General features: G+C 58.2%; 13 protein-coding genes. 5 read left to right on the top strand and 8 right to left on the bottom strand.

Translation table 11 applies throughout. The annotated features are described in order from the left end of the window. The first annotated feature begins 3 nt into the window (after window positions 1-3). The 3 genes from KBW81_RS14845 to KBW81_RS14855 are packed head-to-tail and all read left to right on the top strand — an operon-like array spanning window position 4 to window position 2,513. A complete protein-coding gene (locus tag KBW81_RS14845) occupies window positions 4-945 on the top strand; it encodes an alpha-E domain-containing protein (protein WP_254247699.1) in 942 nt (313 codons plus the stop codon). 8 nt (window positions 946-953) lie between these two features. Next, window positions 954-1,751: a transglutaminase family protein gene (locus KBW81_RS14850; RefSeq protein ID WP_254247700.1), complete on the top strand. Its 798-nt coding sequence runs from the start codon at window positions 954-956 to the stop codon at window positions 1,749-1,751. A gap of 30 nt (window positions 1,752-1,781) precedes the next feature. After that, window positions 1,782-2,513: a proteasome-type protease gene (locus KBW81_RS14855; protein WP_090186220.1), complete on the top strand. Its 732-nt coding sequence runs from the start codon at window positions 1,782-1,784 to the stop codon at window positions 2,511-2,513. On the opposite strand, the gene KBW81_RS14860 is transcribed toward KBW81_RS14855, so the two are convergent. Continuing rightward, window positions 2,510-3,031 (bottom strand): PAS domain-containing protein, encoded by a 522-nt coding sequence (locus KBW81_RS14860; RefSeq protein ID WP_254247701.1) that lies wholly within the window; start codon window positions 3,029-3,031, stop codon window positions 2,510-2,512. The genes KBW81_RS14855 and KBW81_RS14860 overlap by 4 nt on opposite strands. A gap of 82 nt (window positions 3,032-3,113) precedes the next feature. Here KBW81_RS14860 and KBW81_RS14865 point away from each other — a divergent pair, with 82 nt between their 5' ends. Both KBW81_RS14865 and KBW81_RS14870 read left to right on the top strand, forming a co-directional pair. Then, a complete protein-coding gene (locus tag KBW81_RS14865) occupies window positions 3,114-6,593 on the top strand; it encodes a chemotaxis protein CheB (RefSeq protein ID WP_254247702.1) in 3,480 nt (1,159 codons plus the stop codon). Window positions 6,594-6,615: 22 nt separating this feature from the next. Beyond that, window positions 6,616-6,936 carry a hypothetical protein gene (locus KBW81_RS14870; RefSeq protein ID WP_175499175.1) on the top strand — a complete coding sequence of 107 codons (321 nt, stop codon included), beginning with the start codon at window positions 6,616-6,618 and terminating at the stop codon, window positions 6,934-6,936. On the opposite strand, the gene KBW81_RS14875 is transcribed toward KBW81_RS14870, so the two are convergent. The 7 genes from KBW81_RS14875 to KBW81_RS14905 form a co-directional block, all read right to left on the bottom strand. Continuing rightward, a complete protein-coding gene (locus KBW81_RS14875) occupies window positions 6,930-8,060 on the bottom strand; it encodes a Gfo/Idh/MocA family protein (RefSeq protein ID WP_254249076.1) in 1,131 nt (376 codons plus the stop codon). The two genes, KBW81_RS14870 and KBW81_RS14875, sit on opposite strands and share 7 nt — an antisense overlap. Window positions 8,061-8,142: 82 nt before the next feature. Continuing rightward, complete coding sequence (locus KBW81_RS14880) at window positions 8,143-9,195, bottom strand: sugar phosphate isomerase/epimerase family protein (protein WP_254247703.1); 1,053 nt, start codon at window positions 9,193-9,195, stop codon at window positions 8,143-8,145. An 11-nt stretch (window positions 9,196-9,206) separates the two neighbouring features. Next, the gene (gene xylA / locus KBW81_RS14885) at window positions 9,207-10,502 is read right to left on the bottom strand and encodes a xylose isomerase (RefSeq protein WP_254247704.1); all 1,296 of its coding nucleotides are present in this window, start codon (window positions 10,500-10,502) and stop codon (window positions 9,207-9,209) included. Further along, complete coding sequence (locus tag KBW81_RS14890) at window positions 10,499-11,524, bottom strand: LacI family DNA-binding transcriptional regulator (RefSeq protein ID WP_254247705.1); 1,026 nt, start codon at window positions 11,522-11,524, stop codon at window positions 10,499-10,501. The genes xylA and KBW81_RS14890 overlap by 4 nt, the downstream gene beginning before the upstream one ends. A 57-nt stretch (window positions 11,525-11,581) precedes the next feature. Further along, entirely contained in the window at window positions 11,582-13,171 is a 1,590-nt protein-coding gene (locus KBW81_RS14895) for a glycoside hydrolase family 43 protein (RefSeq protein WP_254247706.1), read from the bottom strand. 3 nt (window positions 13,172-13,174) lie between these two features. Beyond that, complete coding sequence (gene mgrA / locus KBW81_RS14900; RefSeq protein WP_090186196.1) at window positions 13,175-14,218, bottom strand: L-glyceraldehyde 3-phosphate reductase; 1,044 nt, start codon at window positions 14,216-14,218, stop codon at window positions 13,175-13,177. Further along, window positions 14,215-15,357 (bottom strand): Gfo/Idh/MocA family protein, encoded by a 1,143-nt coding sequence (locus KBW81_RS14905; protein WP_254247707.1) that lies wholly within the window; start codon window positions 15,355-15,357, stop codon window positions 14,215-14,217. The genes mgrA and KBW81_RS14905 overlap by 4 nt, the downstream gene beginning before the upstream one ends.

A 15,357-nucleotide genomic window follows, 5' to 3' on the forward strand; every position in this document is an offset into this window, starting at 1 on the left:
ACTATGCTGGGAAAAACCGCAGGCGGCCTGTTCTGGATGTTTCGCTTTCTGGAACGCGCCGAAAACACCGCACGCTTGGTCGAGGCTGGCTTTCGCATTGCATTGACCCGGTCCACTGACGCAAGCACCGAGTGGGAATCCGTTGCCACCACCGCAGGCGTCGCGACCCGCTACCGCGAAAAGCACGACACCTTTAACGCCACCGATGTGATCGACTATTTGCTGCGCGACAAAGACAACATGTCGTCGGTCTATTCGGTGACAAAATCGGCCCGCGACAATGCGCGGTTGGTGCGCACCGCGCTCACGTCAGAGGTCTGGACCGCCGTCAACGATAGCTGGATGACGATTCAGGATCTGCTAAAGCGCCCGGTCAAGGAAACCGAACTGCCCCGCGTTCTGGACAGTATCCGCCAGCAATCCGCCATCGTGCGCGGCGCGTTGCACGGCACGATGCTGCGCAATGATATTTACGACTTTGCCCGCATCGGCACCTTTATCGAACGCGCTGACAACACGGCGCGGATCATCGACGTTAAATATTACACGCTGCTGCCGTCCAGCAGCTTTGTCGGATCGTCCTTGGATAACGTGCAGTGGGAAACGATCCTGCGATCCGTATCCGCACACCGGGCCTTTCGCTGGCTGGACGAGGACGAGATGACCGCCGCTGGCGTCGCGCGGTTCCTGATCCTTGATCGTCGCCTACCCCGGTCGCTGGTGTTTTCCATGGCAACAACTGTCGAAAACCTGAACTATCTGGCCGACGAATATGGCGAGCGTCACGCCTGCCATGACCACGCCGAGCTGATGCTGAAAAAGCTGAAAGAGCGGGACATCGCCTCGATCTTTGATGAGGGTTTGCATGAATTCATCACGAATTTCATTCAAGACAACTATGCCCTCGGCCAAATGATCGAGCGTGATTACAAGTTCTACGGTTAGGATACCCCTTGGACCTGCATATTTCCCACACGACCCGCTACGCCTATGACACGCCCGTCAGCTATGCGCTGCAGCGACTGCATTTGCGGCCGCAGTCGAACATCATGCAAACCGTGCTGGACTGGACAGTCACCGTCGATGGCGGCGTGATCGAACTGACCTGCGAGGACCACCACGGCAACGTCATCGATCTGGTGAACACCGACCGCGGTGCGACCGAATTGACCGTCACCGCCAGCGGCACCGTGCGCACGCATGACCGTGCAGGCGTGATGGGCAAGGTTTATGGCGCTGCACCGTTGTGGCATTTCATGCAGGACACGGCGCTGACAAAACCAAGCAAGGATATCCGTGCACTGGCCCGTCCGCTGAAATCAGCCACTGATACGCTGAGGGCTTGCCACGCACTATCAGCCCAAATTTTGGCGGCTGTGCCCTATCTGATCGGCCAGACCTATACCAACACCACCGCCGATCAGGCACTGACGGGCGGCGCGGGTGTGTGCCAAGACCATGCGCACATCATGATCGCTGCCGCACGCTACGCCGGATTTCCTGCGCGCTATGTCTCGGGCTATTTGAAACTGGACGACCGGATTGATCAAGACGCCAGCCATGCTTGGGCAGAGGTGCATCTGCCGACGCTTGGTTGGGTGGGGTTCGATGTGTCTAACGGGATCAGCCCGGATGAACGCTATGCCCGCTTGGCTATTGGGTGCGACGCAAGCGATGCGGCCCCGGTTAAGGGGATGCGCATGGGCGACGGGGATGAATCGCTGATTGTCACGCTGCAAGTCCAGCAGTAGAAGCGACTTAACCTAAATCAGAGAATTCCCATGACCTATTGCGTTGGCCTGCGTCTAAACCGCGGCCTAGTCTTCATGTCCGACACCCGCACCAACGCTGGCGTCGACAACTTTTCCATGACCCGCAAGATGTTTACATGGGAAGCGCCGGGCGAGCGGGTCATCACGATCATGACCGCCGGCAACCTTGCGACGACGCAATCCCTGATTTCCCTGCTGGAAGAACGGTCAAAATCCGCCGCTGACCGCGACCCCAGCATCATGCGCGAACCAACCATGTTTCAGGTCGCCCGCCTGGTCGGCGCGACCTTGCAAGAGGTCATCGCCTATTCGTCCCCCACGGGCGACACATCTGGCAGCAACTTCCGCGCGACGGTCATCGTCGGCGGCCAGATCGCAGGCGGCGTGCCGACGATCTTTATGGTCTATCCCGAAGGCAACTTCGTCGAAGTGACCGAAGAGACTCCGTTCTTTCAGATTGGAGAGACGAAATACGGCAAGCCAATCCTTGTGCGCGCCTATGACCCAGAGATGACGTTCGAAGACACCGTCAAACTGCTGTTGGTGTCCTTCGATTCAACGGTCAAATCGAACCTGTCTGTCGGCCTGCCGTTTGACATCGTGCTGTACGAAAAAGACGCTTTTGAAATCCACAAACGCGCCCGCGTCGAAGCTGACGACGAGGTCTATCATCAGATTTCCAGCGGCTGGGGTGATGCGTTAAAAGAAGCTTTCGTATCTCTTCCGACGTATAAGCTTTAACGTTCCAGCCACAGTTTAACGGACGCGGCCATTGACCGCGCCAGCGCCTGTCGCGATGTCGCGCGCAGGCGCTCGTTTAGCTGCAACAGCTTGTCGATTTCACGCACGATGCCTAGCCCAGCGCTGTTCGCCTGTTCCGCCTGCATGCCGTCCTTCAGGACGAATTGCGATCCAACGACATAAAGCAGTTCCCCTTCTGCATCTGTCAGCGGCTCAATGATCACAAGGTTGTCAAACGTGCTGCCATCGGCACGTTTGTTGCGGAACACGACCTGAAATCCAGTTCTTTGCGCCAGCCCGCGGCGCATTTTTAGCCGAGCGGTGTCGTTGTCCAAATCGCCCTGCAAAAACCTGCAGTTCTTGCCGATAACCTGCTCTGAATCATAGCCTGTCGCGGTACAAAATGCGGGATTAACGTAGCAAAGCGGCATATCGGGACGTCTTGCATCGGCAATCGTCAGCGGGATGTTGGCACCATCCAGCCGCTTTGCGACTTCGGTCATATTCAGCTGCGTCATGTTGTTACTTCCAAGCCCCTAGACCGAACGCCTCTATGGTTTATGTACCCAGCTTAACGAATGCACCCGACCGGAACCAGACATGACGCGCCTGACTGACCAAACGACCACTGACCACGACGGCTTGATCATTGTCGGCATCGGTGCCTCTGCCGGGGGGCTTGAGGCGATCCAAGGTCTACTGGAACATCTGCCCGATCAGCACAGAATGGCGATCGTCATCGTGCAGCATCTAGACCCGCATCACGACAGCCTGATGCAGGAACTGCTAAGCCGACAAACCAAGAGCCCCGTCGTGACCGCCTACGAGGGTTGCCCCGTCCACGAAGGGCACATTTATCTGATTGCGCCGGGCGATATTTTGACGATCGCGGACAACCGCTTTCACACTGAAAAATTTCAAGAGCCGCGCGGCGTACGACGGCCTATCGACGACTTCCTGATTTCACTCGCGCGGCATTCTGGCCTGAACGCGGTCGGGATTATCCTATCAGGCACCGGCAGCGATGGTAGCGTCGGGATCAGTGACATTAAGAACAACGGCGGCCTCGTACTGGTCCAGCGCCCCGAAGAGGCGAAGTACGATGGCATGCCGCGCAACGCGATTGCGACCGGGGCCTGCGACCTGATCCTACCCGTCGCCGAAATCGCGCCTGTCCTCGAAGACTTCTTTGCCCGCATCCAGAACTTTGCCATCGAAGAGCCATCGGATAGTGACTTTATCCAGCGCGTGATGCGTCACCTGCGCCACCGCGTCGGGCATGACTTCACCGAATACAAACCCGGCACGCTACTGCGCCGCATTGCCGTGCGCATGTCGATCCTTGGACAGGAACGCGCGTCGGAATATCTGCGCTATCTGATCGACGATCCAAGAGAGGCCGACCTGCTGTTCGATAGTATTTTGATCAACGTCACCAGCTTTTTCCGCGACGAAGACACATTCAGAGAGTTGCGCGATGTCACCCTGCCAGATTTGATCACGCGCGCAGGCAGCGAGGGCGATCTGCGCATCTGGGTGGCCGGCTGCGCGACAGGCGAAGAAGCCTATAGCTATGGGATCGCCCTGCTAGAGGTGATGGAACGGCTGAACGTCTGGCCGTCCCTGTCAATTTTTGGCACCGACATCGATGAAGGCGCGCTGCGCGTCGCACGTGCGGGACACTACAGCACGGAAAACGTCAGTCACATGCCAACTGACTTGGTGCAGAAATACTTCAGACCCAATGCGAATGGATATTCCGTCAACGAGCGGCTGCGCAATATCATCCGATTTTCCAACCAAAGCCTGATCAAAGATCCGCCATTTTCGCAGATCGATCTGCTGTCGTGCCGGAATGTCATGATCTATTTTCAGACGTCGTTGCAGGATTCCGTCGCTAAGGCGTTCCACTACAGTCTGCGTGAAAATGGCATTTTGGTTTTGGGAAACAGCGAAAGCATCCCCCGCGTCCATGACTTGTTCGAAGAAACATCGCGTAACCACCACATCTTTCGCCGCATGCCCGGGCCACCGTCCCGGCTGGAATTGCGCGCAGCAGATGGCATCTTTGACAAGGCAAACGATAACAATCTGTCTTCCGTGACGCAGCCTGAAACGGCCCCCGGCGCACCCGAGGTGATGCAACATTTTGCGCCGCCTTATATGGTTCTGACCATGCAGGGCGATCTGCTTTACACCTCTGAAAAAGCCAGCAAATACCTGCAAGTCGGCGCGGGACGCCCGCAACTGTCGATCCTGAAGTTGATCCGACCCGAGCTGAACACCACACTTGCGCGGCTTTTACGGCTGGATCAAAAGCTTGATCAAAATCAGTCCATTACCTTTAGCGGCGCGCTAGACGACAAGCCCGTGCGGCTACGGATAACCGGCCGTAAAACCGATGACCGCCAGATCCTGATCGCATTTGAGGCGCTCGCGACTGACGACGTCGACGCTCCACTCACAAGTCAGATGGTCGGACAAGACAATGAAGAATACCTGCGTCAGCTAGAGTCAGAGCTGGACGACGTGCGCCAACGGCTAACCAGTGCGACTGAAAAGCTTGAGACCTCGAATGAAGAGCTGAAAAGCTCTAACGAGGAAATGATGTCGATGAACGAAGAGCTTCAATCGGCGAATGAAGAGCTGACGACCACCAATGACGAGTTGAACGCCAAGATTGCCGAAATTCGCGATGCTCATGCCGATATGGCAAACTTTATCGCCAGCAGCAAAATCAGCACCATCTTCCTCGACAGTAAACTGCGCCTACGTCGGTTTACGCCAGAAGCGCGCAATCAATTCCGCTTTGTGTCGGGCGACGTTGGGCGGCCTCTGGATGACATCGGGTCGGACCTTGATGTCTTTGCCATCCTTGATGATTGCCGCAAGGTTCTGGAAACGCAGACCATGATCGAAACGGATTACGACAGCCGTAACGGTCAAGCCTTTCGCGCCCGGATCGTCCCGTTTGAATCCGACCGATCGACCCAAGGCGGGATCGTGCTGTCGCTATTCGATGTCACCGAATTGCGCGTCCTTGCCCAAGAGGCAGAGCATCAGCGCGGCCTGTCGGTCCAGCGTCTGGCCGAGATTGAAGACCTGTATAATGGCAGCCCCCTCGCGATGGGCATGCTCAGCCATGATCTAGTTTATATGCGCGCCAACGAACGCCTTGCGAAAATCGCAGGGTTCGAGGTCGACGAGCTGATCGGCAAAACACTGGGTTCTATGTCACCCGCGCTGCGTGATGTGATCGAACCGATCGCACGCGAAGTTCTGGACAACCGCACGCGCATCGAAAACAAGCAGTTGCGCGGCGGCACAGCCGATAACCCTGGGCAAGAACGGGTCTGGGAAACGGATTGGTATCCGGTATTTCACGATGGAGGCCTGACAGGCGTAGGACTGAACGTCCGCGACATTACCGAGCAAGTGCAACTGCAGTTCGAACTGCGCCGTGTCATGCAGGAACTGCAGCACCGCGTGAAAAATATGCTGGCAAATGTGCTGGCGCTTGTGTCCCGTGCCAGCCGCGATGCCACGGTGGACCGCGATGTGTTTACCGCGCTCGCCCGCCGCATTCAGGCGCTCGCGCAGACGCACAAACTGCTGACCCAGTCGAACTGGGCCTCTGCGAACCTTAGCCAGATACTTGCCCCCGAACTGACTGCTGTCTACGGCGCGGACCGCGTCGAACTGAAAGGCCCAGAGATTATCGTCAATGCCCGCGCGGCCCTATCGCTGGGCATGGCAGTGCATGAACTGGCCACGAACGCCGCAAAATATGGTGCGTTCTCAAATCCACAGGGCAAGGTTAGACTTAATTGGCTGCGCCAAGACGATGGCGAGTCCGACACCTATATCTTTACTTGGACGGAAACGGGTGGTCCCGCCCCAACGGTCAACGGTGACGATGGCTTTGGCACTCAATTGATCAAATCCACTATCACTGGCAGTCTAAATGGAAATGTTGAATTTCATTGGGAACCAGAAGGTTTGCGGTGCGTTCTCCAAATACCAGTAAATGCGCTAATTGAGATCCCTCATGAATCACTGTTCAACTCCCTCGAAATCTAAACTTCTATATGTCGAGGATGAGGTGATCGTCGCTCTGGATGTGTCTGACGGGCTAGAACACGAGCTAGGGTTCGACGTTCATATGGCGCATAACCTGCCCGCTGCGATGGCAAAGTGCGAAACTACGTCATTTGATTTTGCGTTGCTGGACATGAACCTCGGCAACGGCGAAAACAGTCTAGCGCTGGGTCTGATGCTAGCCGAACGCGGGACGCATGTCGTCTTTGCGTCTGGCTATAACCGTCACGAGATTTCCAAGATCGACTCATTTCAACTGATCGAAAAGCCGTTTCAGCTGTCGGATATTTCGGCCGCTTTCGCGGCCGAAAAGACGGATCACTGATCCGCGACTGATACCCAGGCAGCATCATTTGCAGATGACCTGACACAGGCATCAACAAAAATGACCCCGGCCAGACCGTCACGCACAGTCGGATAAAGCGCATCACTTTTGCGCCCGGTGCGCGCTGCCTCAATTGCGTCAGCAGCCGCGACGTAGATATTCGCAAACCCTTCCAGATACCCCTCTGGATGGCCGCCCGGAATACGCACGCCGTCTTGCGCACCAGAGGCCCCGTTGCGCGTCAGGATCTGCGTTGGTTGTCCAAAGGGCGTATATTCCATCACATTAGGGTTCTCTTGCCCCCAAGATAGCCCGCCCTTGTCGCCATAAATCCGCAGCGTTAGCCGGTTTTCATTGCCCGGTGCCACCTGTGAACACCACAGCATCCCCCGCGCACCGCCCTCAAAGCGCAGCAGCACATGCCCGTTGTCATCCACACGCCGCCCCGGCACAAAGCTTTGCAAATCCGCCGCCAGACTATCCAGCGTCAGCCCAGACACAAAACAGGCAAGGTTATAGGCATGCGTGCCGATATCACCGGTGGACCCGCCAGCGCCCGATCGCGCCGGATCCGTCCGCCAGCCCGCCTGCTTGTTGTCCGCGTCCGCCTCTTCGGTCAGCCAGTCCTGTGCGTATTCGACCTGCACAACGCGAATATTGCCCAGCTTGCCATCTGCCACCATTTGCCGCGCGTGGCGCATCAGGGGATAGCCGGTGTAATTATGCGTCAGCACAAACAGCGCGTCCGATGCTTCGGCCACCGCGACCAATTCCTTCGCCTCGTCCAACGTTGCCGTCAGCGGCTTGTCGCAAATCACATGGATGCCGCGCGACAGGAACGCTTTGGCGGCGGGCGCATGCATATGGTTCGGCGTCACAATCGCAACCGCCTCGACCCCATCATCGCGGGCCGCTTCTGCTGCGGCCATCGTGTCGAAATCAGGATAAATCCGGTCCTCGGCCAATCCCAAAGCCCGCCCGGATTCCATCGACTTTTCCGGTGTCGACGACAAAGCCCCCGCCACCAAATCGAACCGATCATCCAGCCGCGCCGCATAGCGATGCACCGCCCCGATAAAGGCATCCTTGCCCCCGCCCACCATGCCAAGCCTGATCCGTGCCATCATATCTCTCCCGCGTCCGAATTCTTCTGGTCAAAAATACCTCGGGGTCTGGGGCAGCGCCCCAGTCCGACAGTTCAAATTGTCAAAGCCCCAGCATCTTGCGGTTCATCGCATCATCCGTCCCGCCTGCTGCGAAATCGTCAAAGGCATGCGGCGTCACGCGAATGATATGATCCCGCACGAACTGCGCACCTTCCCGCGCGCCGTCCTCAGGATGCTTCAGCGCACATTCCCATTCAACAACCGCCCAACCGTCAAAGTCATTCGCCGCCATCTTGGAAAAGATAGCGCCAAAATCGACCTGACCGTCCCCAAGCGACCGGAAACGACCAGCGCGATCGACCCAAGGCTGATAGCCGCCGTAAACGCCCTGACGCCCCGTCGGATTGAACTCGGCGTCCTTGACGTGGAACATGCCGATCACGTCCTTATAGATGTCGATGTTGTCCAAATAATCGAGGCATTGCAGCACATAATGCGACGGATCGTACAGCATCTTGGCGCGCTTATGGTTGCCGACACGTTCCAGAAACATCTCGAATGTGACACCATCGTGCAGGTCTTCGCCGGGGTGGATTTCATAGCACAAATCAACGCCGCGATCCTCTGCGTGATCCAGAATAGGCTGCCAACGTTTCGCAAGCTCGTCAAAGGCTGCCTCGACCAAGCCAGCGGGGCGCTGCGGCCACGGATAGACGTAAGGCCATGCGAGCGCGCCGGAAAACGTCGCCTGCGCTGTCAGTCCCAGATGCGCAGAGGCATCAAGCGCCTTTTTCACCTGTTCCACCGCCCAGACCTGCCGGGCCTTCGGATCGCCGTGCACCGACGGCGCGGAAAAACCGTCAAACGCCAGATCATAGGCAGGGTGGACGGCGACTAATTGCCCCTGAAGGTGGGTCGACAGCTCTGTCACGGTGATCCCGTTGTCGGCCGCCTGCCCTTTCCATTCATCGCAATAGGTCTTGCTGGTCGCGGCCTTGTCCAGATCGAACAGACGCGCGTCCCAGCTGGGTACTTGCACACCGTCATAGCCCATCTCTTTGGCCCATTTGGTAATGCCGTCCCAAGTATCAAAGGGGGCGCTGTCCCCTGCAAATTGCGCTAAAAACAGTGCCGGTCCTTTGATGGTCTTCATGGTGTCCTCCCTCAGACGTAACGATTAACGACGTTTTCCAGTATCTCTTGACGGCCCGATACGGGCTGCGGATCAAGTCCCTCGGCGCGGGCAGCGATACCATCCAGCGTCGCGCCTTCGGCCAGATAATCAACACTGTCCCATTTAGCATAACGGGCGCGGCGCGGTGCCTCGAGTGCGTCATCCTCTAGCATCTTAGCCGCAGCTTTCAGGCCGCGTGCGCAAATGTCCATCCCGCCGATATGCGCGGCGATCAGGTCTTCGGCATCCAGCGACTGACGGCGCAGCTTGCTGTCAAAGTTCGTACCGCCCGTCGTGAAACCGCCCGCCTTAAGCACCTCGTAATAGGCCAGCGCGGCTTCTGGTGTGTTGTTCGGGAACTGGTCCGTGTCCCAGCCGGACTGGTAATCGTTGCGGTTCATATCGATGGACCCAAAGATGCCCAGTGTGCGCGCCATCGCCAGTTCATGCTCGAACGAATGGCCGGCTAGGATCGCGTGGCCCTGCTCGACATTGACCTGCACTTCACCTTCCAGACCGAACCGCTTGAGGAAGCCGTAAACCGTGGCGACGTCATAGTCATACTGGTGCTTGGTCGGCTCCTGCGGCTTTGGCTCGATCAGGATTGCGCCCTTATAGCCAATCTTGTGCTTATATTCGACGACCATCTGCAAAAAGCGCCCCATCTGCTGCAATTCGCGGTCCAGATCGGTGTTCAGCAGCGTCTCGTATCCTTCGCGGCCGCCCCACAGGACATAGTTCTCGCCGTTCAGGCGCTGGGTCACGTCCATGCAAGCCTTCACCGTGGCTGCGCAATAAGCAAAGACATCAGGATCGGGGTTCGTGCTTGCGCCGCTCATGTAGCGGCGGTTGCTGAACATATTCGCGGTACCCCAAAGCAGTTTGGGGCCGCCGTCAGCCATCTTCGCCTCGAACACATCAGCGATCTGGTTCAGGCGATCCCGGCTTTCCGCCAGCGTCGCGCCCTCGGGCCGGACGTCGTGGTCGTGGAAACAAAAGTATGGCACGCCAAGGATGCGGAACATGTCGAACGCCGCATCCGCGCGCTGCTTGGCCAGGTCCATCGTGTCAGCAGGAAACCAAGGACGATCGAAGGTCTGGCCGCCAAAGGGATCGCCGCCTTCCCAGACAAAGCTGTGCCAATAGGCGACAGCGAAGCGCAGGTGGTCTTCCATCCGCTTCCCCATGACGACTTCGTCCGGGTTGTAGTGGCGAAACGCCATCGGGTTTGTGCTGCTTTCGCCCTCAAACTTGATTGGGGCGATGTTTTTGAAGAATTCAGTCATTGGACGTTCTCTTTGATGAAAATGTTAAGAGGGATATCGCCGCGCCCGGCGTCGGCAGTCGCGCCGTCCGCAAGGTCACGCATGATGGACATGGCCCGCGTCACGGCGCGGGCCGGATCTTGGTCGATGACCAGATCGAATAGATCAGACCGCAGGCCTTTGCGGGCCGCATCGGTCAGCTCGTGCAGGATCGTGACAGGACGAAACGCGCTATTGGTGTTTTTCATCGCACTCAGCAGACCCGCGTTACCGGCACCAATCGCATAGACGCCCATCAAAGGCGCGTCGGCCATCGCCTGCTGCGCAATGGCCGCAACGCGGCGCGCATCATCAAAGCCTTCGGTCACGGGCAATACGTTCAGCCCGGGAAATTCGGATGCGATCACCTGCCGAAAGCCGAACAAGCGCTGCGCGTGGTCCCGCGCGGCCAGCGATCCCGCGATCACAAGCAGAGAGCCAATCGGGTTGCGCATAAAGCGCCCCATAAAGCTGCCCGCCATGCGGCCAGCAACCTCGTTATCAGGCCCCACATAGATATCGCGCCCCGGGGCCGCGACATCAGACACCAGAGAGAGGATGCGAACGCCTGCACCGCGCAGCCGCGCCAATTCACTGCGCACTTCAGGCACATCCGACACCATAACAGCGGCGCAATCCGTCTGTTCGGGGTCAATACGTCGCAGTGCTGCAACTTGCGCAGCTGAATCAAATGTTTTTGAGGACCGCACGTCAACATTGATACGATCTTTGCGCACGCGCTGCGCTTCATCGCCAATTGCTGCGATCAAAGACCGAACAAACGACGATTGCCCGGCGGGCAGCAAGAATACAAACCGATAACCACGACCGCGCGACAGATTAGCCGCGAACTGATCCCGGACATATCCTGTTTTCTCAACAGCCCGCTGCACTTTATCGATGGATTTCGCCGCGACTCCACCACGCGCATTCAGAACGCGATCAACCGTCGCAAGGCTAACTTGCGCCTCGCGGGCGACATCATGAATCGTCGGTCTTTCCATCGCGTCCTCCTACGACAGTTCTAACTTCCGAAAATGATGTACGTCAATCTTTTTCGGTCACGTGATGACAACAGGTGCGTACGAAAAGGCGGAAAACCGCGCCTTCTCACCACGACCGGTGATGTCGAATGCCATCATACCGACAAAAGCCCCGGTAAAAGACGCGTGCTCTCCCTGCGCGCCCTCGTCCGAGACGTGATAGGCGTCTCGCGCCGGGCCAAGCGGATGCTCTTGCCCACCGCTCGACCAGAAAAACTGCTGTGATGCGCCGCGCACTTCGACCCGCAAGCCAATGGGGCCATCCGGGATTGGAACTGGCGCGATCGGATGATCAAGTCGACCTTGCGGCCAATCACCATTGCACGACATCAGCGTCAAACACCGCTGGCCGCCCTCAAACGTCACGAATGCACCGTGGAATTTGTGGCGATTGTAATAGGTCATCAGCCCAGCGCCTTGCTGATAGCAATCCGGCGCAAAATCGAGCGTTGTGCTGGCGTCAAAAGCTGCATCCTCTTGCCGCCGCGCGACAAGGGATTGTTCAAACCAGCTGCCAATGCTCTCTCGCCCCGTCAGGACCAGCGCGCCGTCTTCAACCGCAAACAGTCGATCCGGATCAGGCGTGCGCAGCCACTGGAATTCCGGCGGCAAGCTGTCGAAGCGCGCATGCACGACCGGACCACGCGGCGCTGCATCCGCGGGGGCATCTACCGTCTCGGGCGGCAGCAGACTGCCATCCTCTAAATAAAGCCAATCGTCCCGCCAGACGCAGCGCCCGATGCCGGTCTCTCTTCCTGTGGCGCAGAACGGTTTGCCGTCATGCACCATTGGGCGGCCCATCAGATAGGTATGCCACGCGGTGCCGTCTGGCGCTTCGACATATTGCCCGTGACCGGTGCGCTGCACGGGATGATCCGGTGCGCCCTGCGTTGACATGACGTGCTTATCGGGGTGCGTATCGTAGGGGCCGTCGATAGCCCTAGACCGCGCCAGCGTCACCGCGTGATCATAGCCGGTGCCGCCTTCGGCCGTTGTCAGATAATACCAGCCGTTGCGGCGAAAGATGTGCGGTGCCTCTGTCAGACCGCGATCGGTGCCCGCGTAGATATTCTTGACCGGACCGAACAACCCGCGATCCGGCGACCATTCCTGCAAGATGATCCCGTCAAAGCGGTCATGCGCCGGGTTTACACCCGTGCCCGCTGCGCGGTGATTCCATTGCATATTCACGAACCACTTGCGGCCGTCTTCGTCGTGGAACAGCGACGGATCAAAACCGCTAGAGTTGACGTACCACGGGTCAGTCCAGTCGCCGTCTATCGTCTCGCAGGTGGTGATGTAGTTATGGGCGTCTTTCCAGTCGCCCTCTAGCCGCTTCACGTCGGTATAAATCAACCAGAACTTGCCGTCCGCATGGGACAAACAGGGGGCCCAAACCCCGCAGCTGTCGGGATTTCCGCGCATATCCAGCAGCGCGGCCCGGTTCAGAGGCCGCGCTACCAGCGTCCAATTCACCAAGTCCGTACTGTGGTGAATCTGGACGCCGGGATACCATTCAAAGGTGGACGTCGCGATGTAATAATCCCCGCCTACCCGGCAAATCGAAGGATCAGGATTAAAACCGGGCAGGATGGGATTACGGATCATCGGTTACTCCGGTGCGTTGTCAGACAGGCTGGATTTGGCCCACAGGTTGATCGCTTGATCGCCTGCGTGCTTGTCGATTTGGGCAAGTTCGTCAGCGGTGAACTCAAGGTTGCTGACAGCGCCCACACAATCGACGATCTGGCTGGATTTGCTTGCGCCGATCAGCGCCGTGGTGATGCCGTTGTCGCGTAGCACCCAAGCGATCGCCATCTGCGCCAGCGTCTGGCCGCGCGCTTCTGCGATATCGTTCAGGGCACGGACAGAGTTCAGCGCCTCTTCGGTGATCAGGCTTTGCGCCAGCGATTTACCCTGCGCGGCGCGGCTGTCAGCAGGAATACCGCCAAGGTATTTCTTGGTCAGCATGCCCTGCGCCAGCGGCGTAAAGGCGATGGAGCCAACGCCAAGATCGGCCAACGCGTCCTTTAGCCCGTCGGTTTCCACCCAGCGGTTAAACATGTTGTAGCTGGGCTGGTGGATCAGCATGGGCACGCCCATCTCGTCCAAGATCGCGACAGCTTCGCGGGTTTTCTCGGTGTTGTAGCTAGAGATACCGGCATAAAGCGCACGGCCCGACGACACGATATCGGCAAGCGCGCTCATCGTTTCTTCAAGAGGCGTTTCAGGGTCGAAACGGTGGGAGTAAAAGATATCGACATAATCGAGGCCCATCCGCTTGAGCGACGCATCGCAGGACGCCATCAGGTACTTGCGGCTGCCGAACTCTCCATACGGGCCGGGCCACATGCGGTAGCCGGCCTTGGAACTGATAATCAGCTCGTCGCGGTAGCCGGCGAAATCGGTTTTGAGGATCTCGCCAAAGGCTTCCTCGGCGCTGCCTGCGGGCGGGCCGTAATTGTTTGCGAGGTCAAAGTGCGTGATGCCGTGATCAAACGCCGTGCGGCACATATCGCGCTTGTTTTCGTGCGGGCTATCGCCGCCGAAATTGTGCCACAGCCCCAGCGACACGGCGGGCAGCTTGACCCCCGATGCGCCGCAGCGGCGGTAGGTCATCTTTTCATAGCGGTCTTCGGCGGGTGTATAGGTCATGCATCTTCCTTTAACAGGTCACGCGCCGCATCGGGGCCAAGGGCTGCCGGGCGGTCGCAGGTGGTCGTCATATCGACAAACTGGCCCGTCTCGCCGGATTTCAAGATGCTGGTCATCACGTCAGTCACATGAACGGCCAGTTCCAAGGCGCAACGGTGCGGCCTGTTGTCGACGATACCGGCGGCCATATCGGCCAGCCCGGCGGTGCGATAATTGGCGCGCGGCGTGTCCTTGTCCAGATCCCAGTTCATTTGCCCAAACGGGTGATCCCAGACCGGAACCTGCGTAATCGTTCCTTCTGCGTCGGCCTGTTCCAGCGCGCCGCCAAAGTGGTTGGGATCGGGCACGAACAAGGTACCTGTCGTGCCATATAGCTCCATGTTCGCATGGCGATGCGCTTTGACATCCCAGCTGGTAGACAGGGTGATCGTCGCGCCATTCTCGAACGCCAACAGCGCATGGATGTTGGTGGGCGTCTGCACCGGAATCGTCTCTCCCGCGCGGGGCTCTGACGTGATGGTCCGCTGCTTTTGCGCAGAAGAGCTAAGCGCCGCGACGCGTTTGACCGGGCCGATCAGCTGCACAAGGTTCGTGATGTAATACGGCCCCATGTCTAGCACTGGGCCGCCGCCGGGCTTGAAAAAGAAATCGGGGTTCGGGTGCCACATCTCCATGCCTGGGCCCATAAAGTGGGCGGTGCCGGATGTGACTGTGCCGATACCGCCAGCGTCGATGATCTGGCGCGCCTGCTGATGGGCACCGCCAAGGAAGGTATCCGGGGCAGAGCCGATGCGCAGGCCTTTGCTTGCGGCTAGATCCGCCAGCGATTTCGCCTGCTTCAGCGTCAGCACCAGCGGCTTTTCGGTGTAGGCGTGCTTACCAGATTCCAGAATGCGCCGGGTCACATCGTAATGCGCATCAGGGATCGTCAGGTTCACGACGATGTCGATATCGTCGGACGCCAGCAGGTCACTGACAGTACGCGCCTTGATGCCGAATTCCTTGCCCCGCGCCAGCGCGGCCTCTTCGTTCATGTCGGACACAGCGACAAATCGGATATTTTTAAAGGTCGGGGCCAGCGTCAGATAAGCGGTCGAGATGTTGCCGCAGCCGATCAGGCCCACGTTCAGAATAGTCAT

It is taken from the genome of Loktanella salsilacus (genome assembly GCF_024206795.1).
GTDB classification, from domain to species: Bacteria; Pseudomonadota; Alphaproteobacteria; order Rhodobacterales; family Rhodobacteraceae; genus Loktanella; species Loktanella salsilacus.

What these genes read in the sequence shown, in the direction of transcription:
- KBW81_RS14905 (WP_254247707.1), bottom strand. Translation starts at nt 15,357, where the DNA reads ATGACTATTCTGAACGTGGGCCTGATCGGCTGCGGCAACATCTCGACC.
- KBW81_RS14875 (WP_254249076.1), bottom strand. Translation starts at nt 8,060, where the DNA reads ATGGCACGGATCAGGCTTGGCATGGTGGGCGGGGGCAAGGATGCCTTT.
- KBW81_RS14865 (WP_254247702.1), top strand. Translation starts at nt 3,114, where the DNA reads ATGACGCGCCTGACTGACCAAACGACCACTGACCACGACGGCTTGATC.
- mgrA (WP_090186196.1), bottom strand. Translation starts at nt 14,218, where the DNA reads ATGACCTATACACCCGCCGAAGACCGCTATGAAAAGATGACCTACCGC.
- KBW81_RS14880 (WP_254247703.1), bottom strand. Translation starts at nt 9,195, where the DNA reads ATGAAGACCATCAAAGGACCGGCACTGTTTTTAGCGCAATTTGCAGGG.
- KBW81_RS14855 (WP_090186220.1), top strand. Translation starts at nt 1,782, where the DNA reads ATGACCTATTGCGTTGGCCTGCGTCTAAACCGCGGCCTAGTCTTCATG.
- KBW81_RS14860 (WP_254247701.1), bottom strand. Translation starts at nt 3,031, where the DNA reads ATGACGCAGCTGAATATGACCGAAGTCGCAAAGCGGCTGGATGGTGCC.
- KBW81_RS14845 (WP_254247699.1), top strand. Translation starts at nt 4, where the DNA reads ATGCTGGGAAAAACCGCAGGCGGCCTGTTCTGGATGTTTCGCTTTCTG.
- KBW81_RS14890 (WP_254247705.1), bottom strand. Translation starts at nt 11,524, where the DNA reads ATGGAAAGACCGACGATTCATGATGTCGCCCGCGAGGCGCAAGTTAGC.
- xylA (WP_254247704.1), bottom strand. Translation starts at nt 10,502, where the DNA reads ATGACTGAATTCTTCAAAAACATCGCCCCAATCAAGTTTGAGGGCGAA.
- KBW81_RS14895 (WP_254247706.1), bottom strand. Translation starts at nt 13,171, where the DNA reads ATGATCCGTAATCCCATCCTGCCCGGTTTTAATCCTGATCCTTCGATT.